General features: G+C 46.7%; 21 protein-coding genes and 7 pseudogenes. 22 read left to right on the forward strand and 6 right to left on the reverse strand.

Annotated features, from left to right (window positions below; translation table 11 throughout):
* Positions 1–26 precede the first annotated feature (26 nt).
* The 8 genes and pseudogenes from A5N84_RS04090 to A5N84_RS04115 form a co-directional block, all read left to right on the forward strand.
* Positions 27–890 (forward strand): annotated as a pseudogene (locus tag A5N84_RS04090) (DUF3375 family protein); the annotation flags it as partial.
* Complete coding sequence (locus tag A5N84_RS04095; RefSeq protein WP_072281361.1) at positions 880–1,524, forward strand: DUF4194 domain-containing protein; 645 nt, start codon at positions 880–882, stop codon at positions 1,522–1,524. The pseudogene A5N84_RS04090 and the gene A5N84_RS04095, both read left to right, overlap by 11 nt.
* Positions 1,517–1,981 (forward strand): ATP-binding protein, encoded by a 465-nt coding sequence (locus A5N84_RS10595; RefSeq protein WP_198923773.1) that lies wholly within the window; start codon positions 1,517–1,519, stop codon positions 1,979–1,981. Before A5N84_RS04095 ends, A5N84_RS10595 begins: the two co-directional genes overlap by 8 nt.
* Positions 1,972–3,357 carry a hypothetical protein gene (locus A5N84_RS10600; RefSeq protein WP_198923774.1) on the forward strand — a complete coding sequence of 462 codons (1,386 nt, stop codon included), beginning with the start codon at positions 1,972–1,974 and terminating at the stop codon, positions 3,355–3,357. The genes A5N84_RS10595 and A5N84_RS10600 overlap by 10 nt, the downstream gene beginning before the upstream one ends.
* Positions 3,324–4,868 carry an SbcC/MukB-like Walker B domain-containing protein gene (locus A5N84_RS10605; RefSeq protein WP_198923775.1) on the forward strand — a complete coding sequence of 515 codons (1,545 nt, stop codon included), beginning with the start codon at positions 3,324–3,326 and terminating at the stop codon, positions 4,866–4,868. Before A5N84_RS10600 ends, A5N84_RS10605 begins: the two co-directional genes overlap by 34 nt.
* Positions 4,865–6,028 carry a Wadjet anti-phage system protein JetD domain-containing protein gene (locus tag A5N84_RS04105; RefSeq protein ID WP_072281362.1) on the forward strand — a complete coding sequence of 388 codons (1,164 nt, stop codon included), beginning with the start codon at positions 4,865–4,867 and terminating at the stop codon, positions 6,026–6,028. The genes A5N84_RS10605 and A5N84_RS04105 overlap by 4 nt, the downstream gene beginning before the upstream one ends.
* A complete protein-coding gene (locus A5N84_RS04110; RefSeq protein WP_072281363.1) occupies positions 6,025–7,107 on the forward strand; it encodes a cysteine protease StiP family protein in 1,083 nt (360 codons plus the stop codon). The genes A5N84_RS04105 and A5N84_RS04110 overlap by 4 nt, the downstream gene beginning before the upstream one ends.
* Positions 7,100–7,972 carry an HpcH/HpaI aldolase/citrate lyase family protein gene (locus A5N84_RS04115; protein ID WP_072281364.1) on the forward strand — a complete coding sequence of 291 codons (873 nt, stop codon included), beginning with the start codon at positions 7,100–7,102 and terminating at the stop codon, positions 7,970–7,972. Before A5N84_RS04110 ends, A5N84_RS04115 begins: the two co-directional genes overlap by 8 nt.
* A 316-nt stretch (positions 7,973–8,288) precedes the next feature.
* Here the strand turns inward: A5N84_RS04115 and A5N84_RS13030 are convergent.
* Positions 8,289–8,516: pseudogene (locus A5N84_RS13030) on the reverse strand (uroporphyrinogen decarboxylase family protein); the annotation flags it as partial.
* 316 nt (positions 8,517–8,832) lie between these two features.
* Here A5N84_RS13030 and A5N84_RS04125 point away from each other — a divergent pair.
* From A5N84_RS04125 to A5N84_RS04165, 8 genes and pseudogenes are all read left to right on the forward strand, one after another.
* A pseudogene (locus A5N84_RS04125) lies at positions 8,833–9,956 on the forward strand (ABC transporter substrate-binding protein).
* 68 nt (positions 9,957–10,024) lie between these two features.
* Complete coding sequence (locus A5N84_RS04130) at positions 10,025–10,555, forward strand: hypothetical protein (protein ID WP_143324820.1); 531 nt, start codon at positions 10,025–10,027, stop codon at positions 10,553–10,555.
* A gap of 28 nt (positions 10,556–10,583) precedes the next feature.
* Entirely contained in the window at positions 10,584–11,681 is a 1,098-nt protein-coding gene (locus A5N84_RS04135; protein WP_072281386.1) for an ABC transporter substrate-binding protein, read from the forward strand.
* 2 nt (positions 11,682–11,683) lie between these two features.
* On the forward strand, positions 11,684–12,733 hold the full coding sequence (locus tag A5N84_RS04140) for a FecCD family ABC transporter permease (protein ID WP_072281366.1): 1,050 nt from the start codon (positions 11,684–11,686) through the stop codon (positions 12,731–12,733).
* Positions 12,730–13,515, forward strand: a complete 786-nt coding sequence (locus tag A5N84_RS04145; protein ID WP_072281367.1) for an ABC transporter ATP-binding protein — start codon at positions 12,730–12,732, stop codon at positions 13,513–13,515. Before A5N84_RS04140 ends, A5N84_RS04145 begins: the two co-directional genes overlap by 4 nt.
* A 9-nt stretch (positions 13,516–13,524) precedes the next feature.
* Positions 13,525–14,013, forward strand: a complete 489-nt coding sequence (locus A5N84_RS04150; protein WP_072281368.1) for a pseudoazurin — start codon at positions 13,525–13,527, stop codon at positions 14,011–14,013.
* Positions 14,013–14,867 carry an ATP-grasp domain-containing protein gene (locus A5N84_RS04155; protein WP_072281369.1) on the forward strand — a complete coding sequence of 285 codons (855 nt, stop codon included), beginning with the start codon at positions 14,013–14,015 and terminating at the stop codon, positions 14,865–14,867. The genes A5N84_RS04150 and A5N84_RS04155 overlap by 1 nt, the downstream gene beginning before the upstream one ends.
* Positions 14,868–15,483: 616 nt before the next feature.
* Positions 15,484–16,518, forward strand: a complete 1,035-nt coding sequence (locus A5N84_RS04165; RefSeq protein WP_078055562.1) for a 2,3-butanediol dehydrogenase — start codon at positions 15,484–15,486, stop codon at positions 16,516–16,518.
* Positions 16,519–16,564: 46 nt separating this feature from the next.
* On the opposite strand, the gene A5N84_RS13035 is transcribed toward A5N84_RS04165, so the two are convergent.
* The 3 genes and pseudogenes from A5N84_RS13035 to A5N84_RS04180 all read right to left on the reverse strand — a co-directional run bounded on the left by A5N84_RS13035 (position 16,565) and on the right by A5N84_RS04180 (position 17,321).
* Positions 16,565–16,756, reverse strand: coding sequence for a YgaP family membrane protein (locus A5N84_RS13035; RefSeq protein WP_072281371.1), 192 nt, complete (start codon positions 16,754–16,756; stop codon positions 16,565–16,567).
* Between the two features lie 20 nt (positions 16,757–16,776).
* Positions 16,777–16,963: pseudogene (locus A5N84_RS13040) on the reverse strand (YgaP family membrane protein); the annotation flags it as partial.
* A 100-nt stretch (positions 16,964–17,063) separates the two neighbouring features.
* Positions 17,064–17,321: a BrnA antitoxin family protein gene (locus A5N84_RS04180; RefSeq protein WP_072281372.1), complete on the reverse strand. Its 258-nt coding sequence runs from the start codon at positions 17,319–17,321 to the stop codon at positions 17,064–17,066.
* Positions 17,322–17,670: 349 nt separating this feature from the next.
* Between A5N84_RS04180 and A5N84_RS10230 the strand changes: the two genes are divergently transcribed.
* On the forward strand, positions 17,671–17,826 hold the full coding sequence (locus A5N84_RS10230; protein WP_158008638.1) for a hypothetical protein: 156 nt from the start codon (positions 17,671–17,673) through the stop codon (positions 17,824–17,826).
* 58 nt (positions 17,827–17,884) lie between these two features.
* Complete coding sequence (locus A5N84_RS09870) at positions 17,885–18,067, forward strand: hypothetical protein (protein WP_143324821.1); 183 nt, start codon at positions 17,885–17,887, stop codon at positions 18,065–18,067.
* Between the two features lie 289 nt (positions 18,068–18,356).
* On the opposite strand, the pseudogene A5N84_RS04190 reads toward A5N84_RS09870, so the two are convergent.
* Positions 18,357–18,508 (reverse strand): annotated as a pseudogene (locus A5N84_RS04190) (helix-turn-helix domain-containing protein); the annotation flags it as partial.
* A gap of 198 nt (positions 18,509–18,706) precedes the next feature.
* Between A5N84_RS04190 and A5N84_RS04195 the strand changes: the two are divergent.
* Both A5N84_RS04195 and A5N84_RS04200 read left to right on the forward strand, forming a co-directional pair.
* Complete coding sequence (locus tag A5N84_RS04195; protein WP_072281374.1) at positions 18,707–19,102, forward strand: hypothetical protein; 396 nt, start codon at positions 18,707–18,709, stop codon at positions 19,100–19,102.
* The gene (locus A5N84_RS04200) at positions 19,099–19,494 is read left to right on the forward strand and encodes a DUF4198 domain-containing protein (RefSeq protein WP_072281375.1); all 396 of its coding nucleotides are present in this window, start codon (positions 19,099–19,101) and stop codon (positions 19,492–19,494) included. Before A5N84_RS04195 ends, A5N84_RS04200 begins: the two co-directional genes overlap by 4 nt.
* A gap of 284 nt (positions 19,495–19,778) precedes the next feature.
* On the opposite strand, the pseudogene A5N84_RS10610 reads toward A5N84_RS04200, so the two are convergent.
* A pseudogene (locus A5N84_RS10610) lies at positions 19,779–19,898 on the reverse strand (IS30 family transposase); the annotation flags it as partial.
* On the opposite strand from A5N84_RS10610, the pseudogene A5N84_RS04205 reads away from it, so the two are divergent.
* Both A5N84_RS04205 and A5N84_RS10615 read left to right on the forward strand, forming a co-directional pair.
* Positions 19,889–20,209, forward strand: a pseudogene (locus tag A5N84_RS04205) (DHHA1 domain-containing protein); the annotation flags it as partial. The pseudogenes A5N84_RS10610 and A5N84_RS04205 sit on opposite strands and share 10 nt — an antisense overlap.
* A 235-nt stretch (positions 20,210–20,444) precedes the next feature.
* Positions 20,445–20,930, forward strand: a complete 486-nt coding sequence (locus tag A5N84_RS10615) for a site-specific DNA-methyltransferase (RefSeq protein WP_072281376.1) — start codon at positions 20,445–20,447, stop codon at positions 20,928–20,930.
* Positions 20,931–21,047: the final 117 nt, after the last annotated feature.

A 21,047-nucleotide genomic window follows, 5' to 3' on the forward strand; every position in this document is an offset into this window, starting at 1 on the left:
TATTCGCACCTTCCTTAGGTGATTTTCGCCGTGTGCGCGATGAGTTTGAGCAGCTCAATCGCGATTTGCGTGAAAAGATTTTAGAAGAGGCGAATCGCGGCGAAGTCTTAGAGGCTTTGTTTGCGGGCATGGATGTGATTAGCGAGAGCGAAGCGGGCAAGACTTTCGCAGCGTTTTGGCGTTTGCTGATTGATCAGGAGCAGTCCAGTACTTTGGAATCGGCGCTTGAGGAGATTATGTCGCGCCATTTCGTAGGCGAGTTAACGAGCCGTGAGCGACAGTTTTTATTGAATTTGACGAAGGTCTTATTAGAACAGGGCGGCGTGGTGCATGATGTGTTGAGTAATTTTGCCGGTAGTTTGCGTCATTTTGTGCAAAGTCGTGAATATTTGGAGTTTCGCCGCTTGAATACGCTTTTGCGTGAGGCGCAGTTGGCGGCTTTGGCGGTAAAAGATAAGGCGCGCGCTATGCAGCAGTTGAATTATCACTTGCATTTAAGCAGCAGTGCGGTGCATTCTCTTTCCCAATGGCGCTTATATGATCCCAGTCAGCAGGCTGATCCTGCGGCGATGCAGGAGGCGGAAGCGGCGACGGTGGATTTGGCGGCAGTCGGCAATTTGCTGGCGCAATCTGAGATTGATTATCGCCGTTTGCAGGAGAATGTGCGTCAGGTGTTGCTCAAGCATTCGCAGGCATCGGTTGCGCAGGTTTTGGAGGATTTTCCGGCAACTCAAGGTTTGGGTAGTGTGCTCGGCTTATTGTCTTTGGCCAGTCGTGACGGAATTAAGACGCAGGAGACGGAAATGGTGCAATGGCAGGGGCAAGATGGTCTGTTGCGCAGGGCAAGGATTGATAAATTGTTTTTTGTGAGAGATAAGCATGGATTCTGAAGAGCAGGCAATTGAGCCGCTATATGTCGGCGATACGGGAGATTTGTGTTTGGAAAGCCGCCGCGCTTTAATTCAGTTGTTGCAGGGGCCGGCATTGGATGCGCGTTATCATGGCAGATTATGGCAGGCATTGCTGCAAGATGAAGAGAATATCCGCCGTTATTTATCGGCTTTATTTTTAGAGTTGATTATTGATACGTCATCACAAATTGCTTTTGTACGTCAGGCGGATACGCAAGAGTTGGAGGCGCCGCGAATGTTGAAAAGTCTGCCTTTGAATTTCGAGGCTTCCGTCTTGCTTTTGTTTTTGCGTCAGCAATTGATTCAAGCGCAGGCGCAGGGGCGGCGGGCGGTGGTATCCGAAAATGAGATTGTGGAATATTTCATGGCTTTTGAGCGCAGCGGCAATACGGATCGGGCTTTGTTTCTCAGACGCATACAGGCAGCGATAGAGAAAATGAAAAAACCGAATATTTTGCAAAAAATTCGCAATAGCGAAGGGCGTTTTGAAATTTCGCCGGTGTTGAAATTGCTCTTTTCGGCGGAAGAGGTTCAAGAGTTGACGCGGCAATATCGGCACATTGCCGCACATCAAGCGCCGGTGTTTGAGGCGCAGGAGAATGCGGATGAGTAGTGCGGATTATAATTTGTCTTTGTTTGAGACCGAGCAATTTAGAATGCGCGCTTTGCAGGTCTATCATTGGGGCACTTTTCATGGCCTGCATCATATTCCGATAAGCGAGAAAGGTTTTTTATTTGTCGGGCGTTCCGGGGCCGGAAAATCCACTTTATTAGATGCCATTTCGGCTTTGCTTGTGCCGCCGCGTTGGCTGGATTTTAATGCTGCCGCGCGCGAAATGGCGCGCAGCGGTCATGATCGGAATGTGTTGAGCTATGTGCGCGGGGCATGGTCGGAGCAAAAAGACGATGATTCGGGGGAAATTGCCACGCGTTATTTGCGCACAGGAACGACTTGGAGCGCTTTGGCTTTGCGTTATGAAAATCCTTCGGGACGCGTGGTGGTCTTGGTGCAGATTTTTGGCTGCGCGGCAATAGCAATAGCAATACCGATGTGCGGCGCGTGTATTTGATTAGCGAGGGCGATTTTGATTTGCGGGCTTTGCAGAGTTTTGCAGAGAGCAATTTTGATCTTCGCAAACTTAAGCAAACTTTTTCGCAGGCTTTTATCCGCGAAGAGTTCAGCGCTTACGCAGAAAGGTTTCGCCATTTATTGGGCATAGAGAGCGAGATGGCTTTGCGCTTGCTGCATAAAACGCAGTCAGCGAAGAATTTAGGCGATTTAAATGTGTTTTTGCGCGATTTTATGCTGGATAAACCGCAAACATTTGCGGTGGCGCAGCGTTTGGTCAATGAATTCGCCGAGTTGAATGCGGCGTATCGGGCGGTGGTGGATGCGCGTGAGCAGATTGCGGTATTGCGTCCCGCAGCTCAGGCGCATCAGGAATATGTTCATCTGCAATCTTTGCGCAGCTATCATGAGCAATTAAAGCAAGGAATTGATATTTATAGCAATCATTGTCGTCGGCAATTGTTGGGCGAAGCGATTGAGCGTTTGATGAAGCGGCAGCATCATCAGCAGCATGTGCAGCAGCAGGCGGAGCAGGAGAAAAATCATCAGGAAGTATTGCTGGAAAATCTCAGATTGCAGCATTTGGCGGCAGGCGGCAGCGAGCTCAGGCATTTGGAGCAGGCGTGCAGGGATTGGGAAGACAAACGGGATAAACGGGTGCAGCAATCGGCGGAATTGCAGAAGATTTGTCTGGCTTTGGATTGGCATTTTCCTAATACAGTAGAGGAATTTGCCCAGCTCAGTGTATCGGCACAGCAAGAAAAAGAAGACTGGAATGCTCATTATGATTCGGAAAACGAGCGCTATATCGCGCTTAAGCAGGCGCTGAATCAAGCCTTGCAAGAGCGGGATTCTTTGCAGGCGGATATTCTGGAGATGCTGCGCCAGCCTTCCAATATTCCAAGAACTCTGCTGACTTTGCGCCGAGAGATGGCCGAGGCTTTGAATGTGCATGAAAGTCAGTTTCCTTTTGTCGGCGAGCTTTTGGAGGTGAAAGCGCAAGAAGCTGCTTGGCGTGGGGCAATCGAGCGTTTGCTGCGCGGTTTTGCTTTGTCTTTGTTGGTAGATGAAGCGCAGTATGCCGGTGTCAATAAATATGTGAATGAGCGGCAATTAGGGCAGCGATTGGTGTTTTATCGCTTAAGCGGAGTCGATAAAAGCCCTTCTTCTTTGCGCTCGACGGATTCGGTATTGCATAAATTGCAGATTAAAGAGCATCCGCATCGTTATTGGCTGGAGCAGCAGTTGCGGCAGCGTTTCGATTATGTCTGCGTTGAGAATTTGGCGGCATTGCGCCAAGCCGAACGTGCGCTTACCCAAGAAGGCAGATTAAACATAATCAGATGCGTCATGAAAAAGATGACCGTCATGCGCTAAATGAGCGCCGTCAATGGGTCTTGGGTTTTGATAATCGCGAGAAATTGGCTTTGTACCAGCAGCAATTGCATCAGCTTGAGGCGGAAATCGAAGCGCTTGAGCAAACGATTGATGGTCTGCAGAAAAAGAAAAAGCAGCAGGAAGAGCGCATGGGTTATTGTCATCGTCTGATGCTGCTAAATTGGCAGGATGTCGATGTATCGAGTGCGGTAAAACATATTGATGCCTTAAATCGGCAGATTGATCGTCTGCGGCAAGATGCACAGCATTTGCAGACGTTAGAAGTGGAAATTGAGCAGCAGCACAGCCGCTATCAGAAGGTCAAAGAGGTTTGGGAGCAAGCGCGGTTGGCTTATTTGCAGATTGAACAGGATTTGGCTAAATATCAAAAGCAATTAGAGCATTTACAGACTCAGGCACTGGCTACATTGCTCCCGCGTGAAAAAGAGGCGCTTGCCGAGCGGTTTCAATCGATTGCCGAAGAGTTGACGCAAGAGAATTTGTCTGAGGTAACTTTGGCGGTTGAGCGGCAATTAAGCGAGGACATCAAAGGGCAGACTAAGCAGATTCATAGTCATGAACGTTTTATTGAAGAATGTTTTGCGGAATTTAAGCGGCGTTGGCAGGCGGAAGCCGGCGATGTGGATGCGAGCTTGGCAAGCGCCGGCGATTATTTCAATAAATTAAATCGTTTGGAAAGTGACGGTCTGCCGGAATATGAGCAGCGGTTTTTTGATTTGCTGCAAAGTCAGAGTCAGCAGAATCTTGCCGCCTTGTCCAGCTATTTAATGCAGGCGCGCAAGGATATTCTGCATCGTATGGAGCTGGTGAATGAGAGTCTGGGGCAGGTGCCTTTTAATCAGCAGGGCGGAGAAAAAAGTTTTTTGAAAATTGAGGTAAAAGACCGCTATTTGCCCGAAGTGAAGGAATTTAGAAAAGATATTCAGCAGGCATTAAGCCATGCTTTTGTGCAGGAATCGCGCGAAGAGGCGGAGGCGCGGTTTTTAATTTTGCAGAAAATCGTGCAGCGCTTATCCGGCACGGAAGCAGAGGCGAAGCGTTGGCGCGAGTTGATGTTGGATGTGCGCCTGCATGTGGAATTTATCGGGCTTGAGTATGATGAGGCAGGAAAGGTGTTGGAAACGCATCGCAGCGGTGCGGCAAAATCGGGCGGTCAGCGGCAAAAATTGGCGGCTACCTGTTTGGCGGCAGCTTTGCGTTATCAATTAGGCGGGCATGATCACGGTTTGCCGATGTATGCTCCTGTGGTGCTCGATGAGGCTTTTGATAAGGCGGATAATGAATTTACCGCCTTGGCAATGAATATTTTCATTAATTTTGGCTTTCAGATGATTGTGGCAACGCCTTTGAAATCGGTGATGACGTTGGAACCCTTTATCGGTGGGGCTTGCTTTGTCGATATTTCCGAACGCAAATATTCTTCCGTCTTGCTGATTGATTATGACGAATCGCATCAGCGGCTGAATGTGCCGGCGGATGCGGCGCAATGAAATTTCCAGACGATGTGCTGAACATATTGCGCCGCCGCTTTGATGCGAATTATCGACAATGGCTGCAACAGGGATTTGGCGAATGTTCCGTATCGCTGGGCTTGCCGAGCGAGCAGAAGGCTCAGCAGGATATGCAGCGTTTTCTCGCTTGGCTGCAAGCTTGGCAGAAATGGCAGGGCGGCGGTGAGTTGCGGTACAGTCAAAAACAATGGAAACATTTGTCCGTGCAAAGATTGCCCGAAAAATTGCTATTCACACAAGCGGAAGCGCTTGCCGCCGCCATAGGTCGGGCAGAGGCTTGGCAAAGCATGAGAAAGCGCTATCAATCCTTGGTGAATCAATGGCGGCAGCTGGCCGGCGTGGCAGCGAAACATATTGAAAAGCTCAGTTCCTATAGTGATGAGGATTTTTTACGTTTGCAGCATTTGCTGCTTTGGCTGATTGAGCATGAGGCTGCTTCGCTTTATCCGCGCCAATTGCCGATTGCAGGCATGGACAGCAAATGGTTAGAAAGTCGCAAGGGATTGATTGTAGATTGTTTGTCGGCTATCCGCGGCGGTTTGAACGAAAAAGATTTCTATGCCTGTACGGGCTTGCTCGCCCCGCCGACACGTTTGCGTATGCGTATTTTAGATGCGAATTTACGCAGGCTGTGCGGCGGTTTAAGCGATATTTCGGCACCGGTGGCAGAAATTGCCGCATTGGCGATTGCGCCGCGGCGGGTCTTTATCGTGGAGAATGTGCAAACCGGTTTGGCATTTACGGATATGCGGCAGACGGTCGTGATGATGGGTTTGGGCTATGCGGTAGATGTCTTGGCGGAAATCGTCTGGCTCAAACAGGCGTATGTGTATTATTGGGGCGATATCGATACGCACGGTTTTGCGATTTTGCACCGCGCACGCACTTATGTGCCGCATTTGCAATCGATTTTAATGGACGAAGCGACTATGCTGGCGCATCAAAGTTTATGGGGTAGGGAAGACAAACCTCATAGCGCGGATGGATTTGAAGGGCTGATGCCGACTGAGCAGTCATTGTATGAGACCTTAAAAAACAATCGTTATGCCCAGCATCTGCGTCTTGAACAAGAGCGGATTGATTGGCATTGGGCTTGGCAGATAATCGCAAATGCCGCAAACATTAAGGAGAATGAATGATGAAAGCCTTTCATGGCAGTTATTTGCCGCATCAGGTGCAATTTTTGCTCAAGCCGATCGAGATGCAATTGATGGAGGACGTGAAAGAAAAAGAGCGTTTGATTCAAACGGGGGCGAAGCATTATAGCGAGATGCTTTCGCCCGAGGCTTTGCCTTCGCCGGCGTATTGGGCTTTGTTCGAACGCGCCTGCGTGCAGCATTTGCCGCAGATGGCGCAGGATTGCCGACAATTGGCGGCTTTGATTGCCCGAGAGCGGCAGGCGCCGGTTTTGGTTTCTTTGGCACGGGCGGGGACGCCGGTGGGCGTGGCTTTGCAGGCGATATTAAGCCGGCATTACGGCTGGCAGGTGCCGCATTTTTCCGTCTCGATTATTCGCGATCGCGGGATTGATGCCAATGCGCTGCGCTATATTTTGCAGCAGGGTTTTGCGTCCGAGCAGATTGTGTTTATCGACGGCTGGACGGGCAAGGGCGTGATTCATCGCGAATTGTGCAAGGCGGTGGCGGATGTTAATCGGCGCGAAGGCGTGAATTTGAGCAGCGATTTGTTTGTTTTGAGCGATTTGGCGGGCGTAACGCCTTTTGCCGCCGGCAGCGAGGATTATTTGATTCCTTCGGCGATTTTAAATGCCTGCGTGAGCGGTTTGGTCAGTCGTTCGATTTTGAATGAACAGATTGGCGCGACGGATTTTCACGGCTGCGTGTTTTTTAAAGAATGGGCGGCGCATGATGTGTCGCAGCGCTTTATTCGGGATTTGCTCAATCACGTGCCGCAGGGCGATTTGCCGCCGGCACAGCCTTTGCCGACCGCGGAAAGGGCGCAGCAGAACCGCGATTTCATTGCCGCCATGCAGGCGGAATTTGCCATCGGTAATGTGAATTTAATCAAGCCCGGCATCGGCGAAGCCACACGCGTCTTATTGCGTCGTCAGCCGCAAAGGCTGCTGCTGCGCGATGCCGATTTGCCCGCCGTGCAACATTTGCGGCAATTGGCGGCGGAAAAGCAGGTGGCGATTGAGATTCGCCCCCGACTGCCTTATTTAGCCACCGCCCTTATTCAGAAAAGAAATCATGATTAATCCTTATCAACTAGGCGCTTCTTTATATGTGCCTGCCATTCACGAGCAATTGCCGGCGATTGCGCGCGGCGACAAGCTCGGCTTTGTGCGCAGCTTGATTTATTGCACCGAAGATGCCCTGCATCCCAATGATTTGCCGCAAGCTTTTGCGCAATTGCAATTATTATTAGATACCTTGCCGGCGCAAGACCGACGGCTGCATTTTATCCGCCTGCGCAATCCGCAAGTGATGCAGGAAATCTTGCAATTGCGCGGTATTGAGAAAATCAGCGGCTTTGTTCTGCCGAAAATAAGTCCGCATAATCTGCATGAGTATGCGCCGCTGCTGTCTTATGATTTTGCCCTGATGCCGACTTTGGAAACCGGCGATACCTTCCTTGAAAGCGCGATGCTGGATTTGCGCCGCCAATTATTGCATCCCGAATGGTTCGCAAGGATTTTATGTCTGCGCATCGGCGGCAATGATTTATTGAGCCTGCTGCACATGCGCCGCTCGCGCAACGCCACGATTTATCAAGGCGCATTGGGCGCATTGATTGCGCGTTTGGTCGGTATCTTCAAGCCCTACGGCTTTTATTTGACTGCGCCCGTATTTGAATTTTTGGAAGAACAGGCATTGCTGGCGCAGGAAGTACAGGAAGATTTGCGCTACGGCTTAATCGGCAAAACCGCCATTCACCCCGAACAAATTCCCCTGATTGAGCGGCATTACCGCGTCTCTGCCGGCGATAAATACCTCGCCGAGCAGATTCTCTCTAGCCAAAGGGCGGTATTTAATGCCGATGCCACTATGCAGGAAGTTAGCACGCACAGCAATTGGGCGCAGGCGGTACTCAAGGCTTGGGCGGTGTATGGGGAGAAATGAGAGGCTGATTAATTCTTAATTTTAGTAGCTTAGGCGCTAAAATTATGGCGGACGGATTGTCGCTAAATGATAAAAAAGATAAAATTACGGTCATTTTCTAATCTTATTTTTGAATCATTCAGGAGACAATATGGCTGCCTACGTATTTCATGTTTATCGCGGCGAAGGGCTTAGTTCATCGATTAATTTAAGCAGCGGTCAAACCGTGCATTTGAAAGCCTTGGGCGATATGCAGTATCAACTGTTGGCAGAGAACGGCAGCCTGATTAATAATCCGGAATTTATTATCAAAGGCAATGATTTATGGATTTTGAAAGAGGGTGTCTCCGAGCCTTTGCTGATTATCGAAGACCATGCGATCACGGCGTATCAAGGCGGCTTTGCAGGCAAGCTCGGTATGGCGGCATAAATCCATAAAACTGCCCGCCTGTTCGCGCGTGGCGCGGTATTCAGGCAAATAACGTCCTGCTTGACGCATCATCCACACAGGAGTTCTTTCTACTTTTTCACCGCGCAGCACACGCAGAAATAGGTCGTTTTGCATAACAATTTCTCTTTTTTGTCGAATAGAACGCAAATCAGCCGCCTTGCAGCGCAAGTCTTGCCAGAAGGCATTATCAAGATTCGCCTTAGGCATTTCAAGCCTTAACACCGCTGATAAGCCGTGCGCCGCTTTATCTGTGATTTTTTCCATCATTATCCCGATATATTTGCCAATATCGGCTTGTCATGAAAAGTATTAAGGTTTAAATGTGTTTGATTTATTTATAAATACAGATTCTTAGAGCAAGATGCTAAGCAATGAAAATATTGAAATGAGAAGTTTTCGTATTGACTTTATCTTATCCAAGAAGGAAGATATGCGCGCTTTTTATTTTCAAAGGTATATTATGCGTAAATTATTGTCTTTGGCGGCGGCTATCGCTGCTTGTGCCGCTATGGCGGAAGTCAAAACCTTTCAAGACGTCATGGGACGCGAAGTCTCGGTCGATGTGCCGGTCAAACGCGCGATTCTGACGTTCTATTATCCGGATTATATTGCCGTTGCAGGGGCGGAGAATTTCAAACATGTGGTCGGCATCTCGCGCGAATTCTGGGAAAAATTCAATCCCGGCAGCTGGGGGCTGTATGTGGAAAAAATGCCGGATTTGGTCAATATCGTCGATGTCGCTATGCCACCAATAATAATTTTTCGACCGAAAAAGCCCTTGCTTTAAATCCCGATGTGCTGATTGTGCCGAAAATCCAGATGGGCGCCTTAGAAAGCGAATTGCCGTATTTTGAAAAAGCGGGCGTGCCGGTGGTGGTGGTCGATTTCAATGATCAAACGGTGGAAAACCACCGCAAAAGCGCGGAAATTTTCGGTATTTTGAGCGGCGAAGAGGCGCGCAGCAAAAAAATCGGCGAGGAATATGCCGCCGGCATTGCCGATATTCAGGCGCGGATAGCGAAAGTCAATGTCGCCAAGCCTAAGATTTATGTGGAATTCGGCAATAAAGGCCCGAGCGAACACAGCTTTACTTTCGGCAAAAACATGTGGGGCGCGATTGCCGAGACGGTCGGCGGCGACAACATCAGCGCGCCGCATATCGAGTCTTGGGGACAACTCAATCCCGAGCAGGTCATCAGCGCGCAGCCTGAAGTCATCATTATTACCGGCACGGAAAATAATGTGGAAACCGCGCCGGAAATCATGGCAATGGGCATTGATATTGCAGAAGAAGATGCGCGCAAACGCTTATCAGGATTTGTCACGCGCGCAGGTTGGACGGAATTGCCGGCAGTAAAAAACCAACGCGTTTACGGTCTGTATCACACCGCTTCGCGTTCTTTAAGCGATTTGGCCGCCGCGCAATTTATGGCAAAAGCCCTGTATCCCGAAGCCTTTGCCGATGTCGATCCGCTGAAAACCTATATGGATTTCCATGCCGATTATTTGCCGATTACACCGAAAGGCACGTTTTTTCTAAATTTCAATAAATAAGAGAAATAAAATCATGGATATTTTTTCTTACTTTCCTCAAATTTATAAGATTGGTTTTTCCCTATTCCTTGCTAGATAGCAAAAAGATCGACAGAAATAAATTAGAGGAAATAGAAGAATATCTCAATATAGAAAGACCTAAACATATAGAAAATAACAGCACTATCCTCACCAGACAGTTTGCTCAAAAGAAAATTCCTATTTTAAATAATCTATCTGTAAATGAATTGGATGATTTAATAGATAAAAAAGAATCTGATATGGATGGGATATTCAATGTTGTTTGGGCTAAAGGCGGTGCATTGATAGGGTTTGGTTATATTGAATACAATTCGGAAGAAGGCAAATATTTGTATAAGAAAAATGGCAATCCTACTACCGCATTAATTGTAGGATTAATAATGATATTTTCTTTATTTTTATATATTGCCTTCCTTTTAAGCAATTATCAAATAACAGATATTGTAAAATTTATTATCCACATCACATTAGTATTTTTATTTGTTACAATATCCACATCTATCCTTTCGTTTTATACTAATTGCAAAAATGCTTATAAAGAATTACAGAAAGATAAATATCGCCATATTTTTGAATAACCAATTTTTTAACCATAGGGAAGCAACCATGCTGAAAAAACTACTGGTCGCGGCAGCTATCGCCGCTTCTTTGGGCACTGCTTATGCAGAAGTGAAAACCATCAAAGACGTACTGGGGCGCGAAGTGAAGGTCGATATACCTGCCAAGCGCATTATGCTCGGCTTTTATTACACCGATTATCTTGCCGTCGGCGGCGAAAAAGCCTTAGATAATGTGGTCGGTTTTTCCAAAGCGGTATGGACGGATTGGACGCCGACTAGTTGGGAAGTCTATAGCAAAGCCCTGCCCAAGCTCAATGAATTGGCGGATGTGGGCGAAGTGGAAGTCGGAACCTTTTCCGTAGAGAAGGTTTTGTCGCTGAAACCTGATTTGGTCATTCTCGGCGAATGGCAATGGCAGGTCTTGGAGCCTGATCTTGAGCCTTTGGAAAAAGCGGGTATTCCCGTGGTAGTTTTGGATTACAACAAAGAGCAATTAAATTTGCATTTGGACAGCACGCGCGTTTTGGGCGAAATTACCGGTCAGGAAGCGCGCGCGAAGGAAATTGCCGATTGGTATGAAGGCGTTGTGAAAGATGTGCATACGCGCGTGGAGAAATCCGGTCAGCCCAAGCCGAAAGTCTATATCGAATTCGGCAATAAAGGACCGGCAGAACAGGGTAACAGCTTCGGCAATACCATGTGGGGACCTTTGGCAGTGCAGGCGATGGGCGACAATATCGCTGCCGAGCATGTGGAATACGCCGGTCCGATGAATCCCGAGCAAGTGATTGCGGAGAATCCCGATGTGGTCGTAATTACGGCACGCGAAACCGAGCTGAAGAAAAATGCCGAAGCCATGGTCATGGGTATCCACATTGACGAAGCGGAAGCGCAGAAACGCTTGGCGGGCTATAAGGCGCGCAGCGGTTGGTCCGAATTATCCGCGATTAAAAACGACCGCCTCTACGGCATTTATCAAGGCGCCTCGCGTACCTTAGCCGATGCCGCTTCCATTCAGTTTATTGCCAAAACCCTCTATCCCGAAGCCTTTGCAGATATTGATCCCTTGGCGACTTATTTGGATTATCACAAAAAATATCTTCCTATTGTTCCTGAAGGTACTTTCTACCTGAAGGCGAAATAAGTATGTCGGCTAACGATCTCTTTGTTAGCACGACTATTGCCAACCACCGCCGCCGTGAAAAGCAGCGGTGGTTGACGCTTATGGCTTTTGCAATAGTTTGTTTTATTCTTTTAGTCTTGGATTTGGCGACAGGTCCTGCCATGCTCAGCCCGATGGAAGTGCTGCGCGCCTTATTCAAAATGGAGGGTGTGGAGCCGATTTCTTTGAATATCGTGCATGATATGCGCCTGCCCAAGGCTTTTATGGCGGTGGTGGCGGGTATGGCATTGAGCGCAGGCGGTGCGGAAATCCAAACTCTGCTCAATAATCCCATGGCAAGCCCTTATACTTTGGGTCTGGCGGCGGCGGCAGGTTTCGGAGCGGCAATTGTGATTGTTTTCGGCAGCTTCGGTCTGCCGCTGATGATTGCCATGCCCTTGGGTGCTTTCTCGATGACGATGATCGCTTCGGGAATTATGTTTTTGTTCGCCTCGATGCGCCGCTTTAGCTCGGCAACCTTGGTCTTGGTCGGCATCGCTCTGCTCTTTTTATTTCAGTCCGCCTCTTCACTGATTCAATACCGCGCCGCACCCGAAGATTCGCAGCGGATTTTATTTTGGCTCTTCGGCACCTTGGAAAAAGCCAAATGGGATACGCTGACAGTCAGCGCCGTAATTACCGCCGTTTGCACCGTGATTTTACTTGCCAATACTTGGCAATTGACCGCCTTGCGCTTAGGCGAAGACCGCGCGGCAAGCATGGGCGTGAATATCCGTCATCTGCGCCTGAAAGTCTTGGTAGTTGTTGCCGTCATGACCGCTACCGTCATCAGCTTTGTCGGCACAATCGGCTTTATCGGCTTGGTGGCGCCGCATGTGGCGAGAATGTTGGTCGGCGAAGATCAGCGCTTTTTCCTGCCGGCATCTATGCTCTGCGGCGCGGCATTTTTATCCGCCGCCTCGGTGCTCTCTAAAATCATCAATCCCGGTGCACTGTTCCCGATTGGCATCATTACCTCCTTTATCGGCGTGCCCTTCTTCTTTTGGATTATTTTAAGCAGGAAGAACCTATGAGCCTTCAGCTTGAACAAGTCAGCATTTTGCGCGGCGATTTATGTATTGCCGATGCCATTTCCTTAGAACTGCAAAGCGGTAAAGTTTATGCCGTGCTCGGCCCGAACGGCGTCGGCAAATCCTCGCTGATTAAAACTATTTTCGGCGACATCGCTTTTCAAGGCGAAATCAGCTTCAAAAAACGCTATCTGCGCAATGAACGCCTCGCCCATTGGCGCAAAACAATCGGCTATATGCCGCAGGATACGCAAATCGACGCCTCATTAACGGCATTGGAAGTCGTACTCTTAGGCAAACTCGACTCTTTAACTTTGCATATCAGCGATGAGCAGCTGGCAACGGCGGTCGAACTGATGCAGACACTCGGCATTGCCCATTTGGCGCAGCGCGATGTGCTGTCCTTATCGGGCGGACAGCGGCAAATGGTCATGTTTGCCCAAGTGCTGCTGCGCGAGCCGGAGCTGCTCTTGCTCGACGAACCCGTCAGCGCCTTAGACATGCACCATCAATGCGTATTGCTGGAGCAAGTGCGGCAATACACACGCGAGCGCAATTTAGTCACCATCATGATTCTGCATGATTTAAGCCTTGCGGCGCAATTTGCCGACGAACTGATTTTATTGGCTCAGGGCAAAATTCAAGCTCAAGGCAGCGCCAGCCACATTTTCCAACGCCATATCATCGAGCGCATTTACCGTGTGGAAACCCATATTTTTACCGACGAAGCCGGCAATACCGCAGCCGTTCTGCCGCGTCGCGCCATTCTTTCCCCCTCACAATAAGGAAAAGCCATGAAAAAAATCTTCTTAGCAAGCGTATTCAGCCTGATAGCCCACAGCGCTTGGGCGGCAAATCATCAAGTCCAAATGCTGGACATCGGTGCGGATAAAGCGCCGATGGTCTTTGAACCGGCAGTATTGCATATCGCCGTCGGCGACAGCGTCACCTTTCTGCCGACCAACAAAGGGCATAACGTGGAAAGCAAAAGCGTGCCGGAAGGTGCGGAGCATTTCAAAAGCGAGCTCGACCAAGAATTCACCGTCACCTTAGACAAAGAAGGCATCTATCTCTACACCTGCCCGCCGCACAGCATGATGAACATGAACGGCGTCATCATCGTCGGCGAGCCTGTCAATTTAGAAGAAAGTAAAGAATACGCCAAAAGCCGCATGGAGCGTCGCGCCATGTCGAATAAAGGACGTTTGATGCAATATCTGGACAGCATCGACAGCCAAGCTGCGGAACAGTCGGCAGAGGCGGACAAAAACGCCGCACCATAATGGCGAACATCTACATCGCCACCTGCCTTGCTTGGCGGCAGGGCAATGCGCTGCTGCAAGCCTTGGCGCAGTACCTGCAAGCCGAGCTCCTTCCTTGGCAGGAAATTATCCCTGAGCGCATCGGCGGCGGCGCCTTGCTGCCGCTTGCCGCTTGGGATTACAGCGAACAGCCGCAAGCCTATTTGGATTGGCTTGCCGCCTTAGAAGCCGCGCAAGTGCGGCTGATTAATCCGCGCGCCGTACAGACATGGAACATCCGCAAAAGCTACCTTGCCGACTTGTACGCCCAAGGGCTACCCGTTACGCCCAGCATCGTGCTATCAGCTCAGCATCGCGCCGACTGGCAAAAGCAGATTGCCGCCGCAGGCTGGGAAAATCCCGTTATCAAACCCCTTATCGGACAAAGCGGCAAAGGCGTGCAACGTCCTGCCCAAATGACTAATCTCAACAGCGCCTATCTGCAAGGCGCATTGTTGCAAGCCTTTATTCATGCCCCTTTCGGCGAAGTCTGCCTTATTTATCTGCAAGGTGAATATTTCCATGCCGTCCACCGCCGTCCGGCGCCTCAAGAATGGCGTGCCAACAGCGCCTATGGCGTTGAAATTCTACCGATAAGTGTTTTACCGCATTGGCGTAAAGCGGCGGATAGGCTGATGCAAGCCCTACCATTTCAGCCTGCCTATGCGCGTATCGACGGACTGATTCAAGAAGATAATGCCTTTATTTGCAATGAAATCGAGCTGATAGAGCCGGCATTGTATTTGCCGCCGGAGCGCATCGGAGAGGCGGCAAAACTCTTGCTACAGTCAAAGAAATCAAAAAGAGTTACAAATCCACAGGAAGTAAAAGAATAGTTTATCGATGCAATCTAAGCGCCAATCCTTGCGTTTACGTTTAAGCCAAGCCCACATTTTCTCGATTGGGTTCAGATCCGGGACCGTATGGCGGCAGCCATAAAATATAGTACCTTAACTTCAAAATGAGACTTAGAGATACACATTTTGTCAGGAGAAGCGCTTAGAATAATCTCATTTTGAAGTTAAGAGACTATATGATGTCCCGCATCTGCAATAAGCTCTTGGGTATCCTGTCTTTTGTGAAAGCTGGCATTGTCCATAATAATGACGCTGTTTTCAGGCAATTGTGTTAACAGCAATTATTCTACCCAACAATGAAATACATCACTATAGTCAAAGAATTGAAAAAGTATTACGGCAAGGCGAGCCAACGCCGTAATACTTTTTCAATTCTTTGACTATATGACCTGATGCCAGCTTGTTCAATGTCATTTGTCTGTAATCTTTTGAGTATGCCATAAGTTTTAGTGTAACTTTTTTTGGATTCTTTGACTATAGAATAATATTTTATGAAGAAATCAACATTGTTTTTATTTGACGCGGCTATTTGAAAAAAATATTATTCCAATGTTGTAATTGGCAACATCATATAGAAGGAGGATACCTCATGACAATGAAAGCAGCATGTTGGTATGGTAAAGGCGATATTCGGATTGAAGAAGTCGATATTCCTAGTCCGAAAGCACACCAAGTTAAAATTGCCGTTAAATATACAGGCATTTGCGGTAGTGATTTACATGAATATCTTGGCGGTCCGATTTTTATTCCGGTCGATAAACCTCATCCTTATTCTGGACAACAAGCACCACTGATCATGGGGCATGAATTTTCTGGTGAAATTGTCGAAGTTGGCTCGGACGTACATCATCTCAAGGTAGGTGATCGTATTACCGTAGAACCCATTTTGGCGGAAAACGGTTTAGTGGGGCAGTATAATCTTGATCCTAATTTAGGTTTTGTAGGGCTTGCTGCTGACGGCGGTTTTGCCGAATTTTGTGTAGTAGATGCGCAATTGGTACATCAATTACCGGAAAGCATCGATTTTGAACAAGCTGCATTAACCGAACCCGCAGCAGTTGCCTTATATGCCGTGCATCAAAGCAAAATTAAAGCCGGCGAAACTGCTGCGGTATTTGGTTGTGGACCCATCGGTTTGCTAGTTATTGAAGCCTTGCGGGCAGCAGGCGCTTCAGAAATTTATGCTGTCGAACTCTCTGCGGAACGTCAAGCCAAAGCTAAAGAATTAGGCGCTATTGTTCTTGATCCTCAAAAAGATGACGTAATCAAAACTATTAAAGACAAAACTAATGGTGGCTGTGATGTTTCATTTGAAGTTACAGGCGTACCGGCGGTATTACAGCAATCAATCGAAGCTGTAAAAAATGACGGTATGGCAGTCATTGTCAGTATTTGGGAACAAGAAGCCAGTATTCATCCTAATGAAATCGTGATTAAAGAAAAAACAGTAAGAGGTATCATTGCCTATCGTGAAGTTTTTCCTGCCGTATTAAAACTCATGGAAAAAGGGTATTTCTCAAAAGATGTCCTTGTAACTAAAAAAATCCAATTGGCTGATTTAGTCGATGAAGGATTCGAAGCTTTAGTGAAAGAAAAAAGTCAGGTAAAAATATTAGTTTCTCCTAAATAAAAACATCTAAAAAACGCCGCAAAATGCGGCGTTTTTTATTGCATTTTCAATCAATTTTCTTGCAGGTAGAAATTCCTAGCAAGCGCCATATCGGGCAAAAGCTGATGGCTGCGGTAGCGATAAAAATCGCCCCTAAATAGCCCCACCAGCCAATCGTACCTGTTGCCGCTAAAACCACCAGCAACAAACCTAAAACGCCGCGTGCAATACGTTCCATTTTTCCAAGATTACAAGGCATAAGGATTCTCCAGATATGAATTAACGATTCCACGGCATACGCGCCAATAAACGCGCTATGCCACAGTAGCCGGACAGACCTGCAGAAGCAGCCCTGCACCGACCATTCCTGATAAATACATGAATGCCGGCGCGACAGTCGGCTCAATATCACGCCCAGCAAGACCAAAACGCCGGCAATAATTTGCACTTGGCGCATAATATCCAGTTTTAACAAGTCATGGGATTTAGCATTCAATCCAAGGAAAAAAATACATGTTTCCATGCCCAAAATCAAGCGCATCATCTGCACGATATGGATTTGCACATCATTCATGCATTTCTAACCATTCCTTTAATGCATTATTAATACGGGTTTGCCAGCCCTTACCTCCTGCTTTAAATTGTTCAACCACCTCAGAATCTAATCGGATGGTGGTGATAGTCTTTGTAGCGTCTTGCTTTGGTCTTCCGCGACGCAATAATTTTTCACCCTCGTATAAATCCGCACGCAAGAAAAAATCATTGCCAAGCTCTGGAGCATCATCTTCTAAGTGCATGTTTGAATTTTTTACATTCTCGTTCATTTGCTTTCCTCATAGAAATAATTCGTCTGTGAGTTGGGGTTTGGGCATTATCGTATTAACAAAAAATACCTTGGTCAATTTCTTGATTTCCCCAACCCTCTTTGTAGATAATGCGCTTACCGCAGCAAACTCTGCGGTCAGGATTAGCCTCCTGCAATTCACAAAGCGCACAACGCTTTTACAGCGCATTTTTTACGCCCAGATTTTATCTTGTTATGGCGGTGTGCGCAGGAGAACCCTCGGGTTCGCCGTTTTCTTACTGAGCGGTAGTTCCAATCCTGTGTATGCTGTCGCCCTCTTGTTTGGAACCAATGGCGGCAGTTATCCTCAACTCAGTAAGGAGACTGCTATGTCTAATCTATATATTATCCTTGCGCGTATTCACGCCTTTATATTCTCTAAGCAAAACCATGGCGTTGTCTTTGCTAACGCCCCCATCACACGCTTAACCACCCACAAGCTCAATCCCCGCTTTGTACAAGCGATGCTCAAGGAGGTGGCGTGATGAATCTTTATTCAACCATACTGTTCCTAACGCTCTCACCTCTACTGAGATTGATGACTTGATTGAGGGGAGCTTGGCGCTATTAGACGCGCTCAGTGTCGCTCTTGACCATCCTTTCGACGCTATGTCGCATAACTCTGCGCCTCTTTTGCTTAACGTCGTTATTCATAATTTGAATATCGTCTTTTCTTACTATGATGAATTAGAGTGTGAGTGTATAAAAGGAGAGGGCGATGAATAATGATAGCGTCAAGCAACCTTATACGATTGTTCAGGAGAATGGGATTGAGACTTAGAGATACACATTTTGTCAGGAGAAGCGCTTAGAATAATCTCATTTTGAAGTTAAGAGACTATAATTTGGGTATCGCTTTGCACTTTTTCCGATGCTTTTGATAGCTGCTGTGCGCCGAATTCGCTCGATATATAGTCGAAAAATTGAAAAACGGACACAAGATGGTGAGTCATAGACGATAGAGAGGTATGAAAAAGAGAAGTAAATCTGTAACTCTTTTTAAATTCTTTGACTATGCTTTGAGTGCATGCTTTTTTAGCTCACGGGAAATGGTGCTGCAGCTCCGCCCTAATTGTCGGGCAATCTCGGACTGTTTTTGCCTTGAGCGAGCAGAATCATTATGCTTTCCTGTTCTGAAAGTGTAGGATGTCGGTAAGAAGCGTTCATTTTAGAGTTCTTTTTTGTTGGGGAACAAAATTATACTCTATTATGAATGCTTCTTTTTTTTGCACTTGGATTATAAATTCAGGAACAAAAAACGTAGTAAATAATAACGGTTTTGATAAATGTCAATAGCAAAATATTTACAAAAACATTATCATTTACAAGCCAGTTTGGCATTGTTATTTTTATGGGAGATCCAATATGAAAAAATTACTTCTTGCAGCAAGCGCTGCATTAATTATGCAAGCCAGTTCCGCACATGGCGTTTGGGTAACACCTCATTTTGGTGAATTATCCGTAGTTTACGGCATGGGCGTTGCAGATGATGCTTATGGAGAGGAAAAATTAGCGTGGGTCAATGGTTATGACGAAAAATTTGCCACCAGCGAAGTCGTGGTAAGCAAAAAGCCAAGCCATAGCACCATTGATGCTAAAGATGCAGCCGTGTTAACTGTATTCTTCAATAATGGTTTTTGGGAGAAAGGTGAAAATGGTCGCTGGAAAGAAGTCGCAGAGAAAGATATCAGCAAACCAGTAGATACTTCTACTTCTCTTAAATATAACATTTCCGTATTAAAATCATATCAAGCGAAATGAAGCCGTTTGCAGAATTACCTGTACAAGTTATTCCTGAACAAGATCCTTCAGCGGTGAAACAAGGTGAGCAGCTTGTCGTTACGGTTTATGTTGATGGCAAACCTGCTGCAGACGTGCCTGTTACTAATGATTACATCAATAATTTTGCGGAAAAACAAAAAACAGATAAAGACGGTAAAGTGACGTTGACCGTGCGTAATGACGCATTAAATGTAATTGCTGCACTGGTAAATCACCCAACGCCTGATGATGCCAAAGCGCATTTACAACGTAGCGTAGCAACCTTATCTTTCAAAGCCGCAAAAAATGATAATTCATCATTCCTAACCATTGATTCACATCAATGCAAAAGGTACTGTTTTTCAAATAGAATTTCTTTTTTCTGCTCGTAATAGTTCGAAGAAGTGGAAAAGTAGTACAGGGCGAGCCAACGCCGTAATACTTTTTTAATTCTTCGGCTATATAAGGCGGCATAAGCGGATTTGCCACAATAAACCCGCTCGGGGATATCGGTTTTGAATTCCGCATCTCCGATAAAAACAACGTCAGAATGAATTTTTTCTCTCGGAATGGCTAAGAGATCGGCAATTGCCTGATAATGTTTGTAATTTTGATGTGGCGGATTTTGAAAGCGGTATTTTTTTCCCTTGAATTATCAAACCAAGTGCAATAGTTTTTAAAAGTAAACTTCATAAGGTGTTTTCCAGCCTAAACACTTTCTCGGTCGTAGGTTTAATTTGTCAACGACCGATTGAATATAATCATCGCTCCACCGGTTTATATCCTGTTGCTTGGGTCAACGGCATGGCTAATAAAACATTACGCACCTTATCAGATGACATGAAATCAAAACTGGCTGATGGCATTGTGATACTGGCAAGCGTCTATACGGCAGACGGTGAAGACAAAATCGCCATGACCGCAAGCGTGGGCAAACACTTAACAGGCAAAATCAAAGTAGGCGACATCATCAAGCACCTAAGCGAAAACTTAGGCGGCAAAGGCGGCGGCAAACTAGACTTTGCCCAAGGGGGTGCAACCGATGTGGCGAACCTGCCAAAACTGATGACTGACTTGACAGATTGGATTGGGGAGAAATTGAGTTAAACTTTACCCATATTGTCTTTTAATCAGCAAATGCCACAATGGAGATTGCAAACTAAAATGTGTGCATGTTTGCCTAACATTGCAATATATGCACACATTTTTTAATTATGCGTAAAATATTGGCTTATAACTTCTACTTTATAAACAGCTAGGCAATCCCCCATTTTAGTTTGAGCTGCTTATTTCAAGTTGAGAGTGGGGTATTTAATATGATTTTATACAAGAGAGGTTTTTTATGGATAGCAATATTCAAAATCAACTGGAACAAACATTACAATCTGATAGTAGAGTTTGGGTAAACAATGACAGTAACGAAACAAGTATTTTAGCCAAAAATATCCTATTGGATTTGGTGGAAAAAACTGACCCGATCATTATCGGTTTGTTATTGAGTAATGATGATTTAAAACGCCATTTTTTTGTAGAAGTGAATGGTGTTTTGGTGTTTAAATTGCAGGATTTTCGTTTTTTCTTGGACAAACACAGCGTCAATAATTCCTACACAAAATACGCCAACCGCATTGGTTTGACGGACGGTAGTCGTTTTTTGAAAGACAGTTCAGATATTGTGTTGGATTTTCCGTTTAAAGATTGTGTATTAAATGGCGGACAAAGCACCGAAGAAGGCGAAGAGATTTATTTTAAACGCAATAACAGCCAGCCAGCCAGCCAGCCAGCCAGCCAGCCAGCCAGCCAGCCAGCCAATTATACACTAAATTAACCCGAAAAAGGAAAGAAATCTTTTTTAATCAAACGCTTGCTTTTGATGAAATTGACCGACTTTTTGACGCAAAAGCATTCTCAAAATTCTCTCGCTATACCGCAGACGGCAAACAAG

Source organism: Rappaport israeli (genome assembly GCF_001888055.1).
Lineage (GTDB): Bacteria > Pseudomonadota > Gammaproteobacteria > Cardiobacteriales > Cardiobacteriaceae > Rappaport > Rappaport israeli.